This window comes from Arcobacter sp. (assembly GCF_050300555.1).
GTDB lineage: Bacteria > Campylobacterota > Campylobacteria > Campylobacterales > Arcobacteraceae > Arcobacter.
Genome location: NZ_JBNKXY010000067.1, coordinates 1 through 902, shown reverse-complemented (window position 1 = coordinate 902; position 902 = coordinate 1). Strand labels below are relative to the sequence as shown.

General features: G+C 32.0%; 1 protein-coding gene. It reads right to left on the bottom strand.

Going from position 1 to position 902, the window contains the following annotated elements; translation table 11 throughout:
* Positions 1-694: 694 nt before the first annotated feature.
* On the bottom strand, positions 695-902 hold a 208-nt coding region (locus tag ACQY5W_RS13035), incomplete at its 5' end, for a hypothetical protein (RefSeq protein ID WP_428025406.1).

Sequence of the window (902 nt, the reverse complement as noted above, 5' to 3'; positions counted from 1 at the left end):
AAATATGAATTAAATTTCATTAGAATCCTTTTGAGTAGATCTTTGCAATAGGCTTGACCAAATTCTATTTTGTGCATTATTGCATTGTAGAAAATTATAAGAATTCAAATCTTGGAGTATTTAATTACAAAAATCTATAAAAATATAAATTTCCAAACTTTGCATACATGTTCACATCATGGTCATTAGCCTATACAAAATTGATCATATTTATTTTCTGGCTAGAATAATTTCTAGGATTTAATTTTTGATCCTATAATAAAAAAATTGTAGAAAATGGAATATGTTTATAAAAATATTAATTCCTGGTAGGAGTCTTTCTTGCACTGTTTAGTACCTACATAAAATTAGAGAGCATTATTAGATCCATAAATTGCATGTTATAAATTCTATTGTGCTTAATTAAATTTCTAACTAAATAGAAAGACTATGTGTAATTTAGTAAAATAGCTTATGAGAGTTAATATGAGTAGATTGATCCTGTTTCATGCAGCATATTGCATTTTGTACCCCATGAATTACACTATTTAATTGTGTCCATTGTAACATCATGAACTTTCAATTCTGAAATTATCTTCCAATTAGCTTAATTAATAACTATTAAAGTAATTAATTATAAAAGATTAGCAAAAGAGTATAGATAAATAAATTAGAAATGAAAACAAAATCCGGCCCGTTAGTTTTCTGCAGCCCACTAGCTTTCACCTTCTCCACGCAGCCCAGCCCTGTTCAGCCTTGTGCAGCCCAATAGCTTGGCCCAGCCAGCTCTTCTTCTTTTTCTTTTCTTTTCCCCATCTTCTTCCTCACGAGCAGAAGGAGACAGAGAGCACGCAGCAGAGCTGCTATTTTTTGCTGCTTGCTGCTGCACCCACTGACGACCACCATTGCTTGAGCTCAGTACC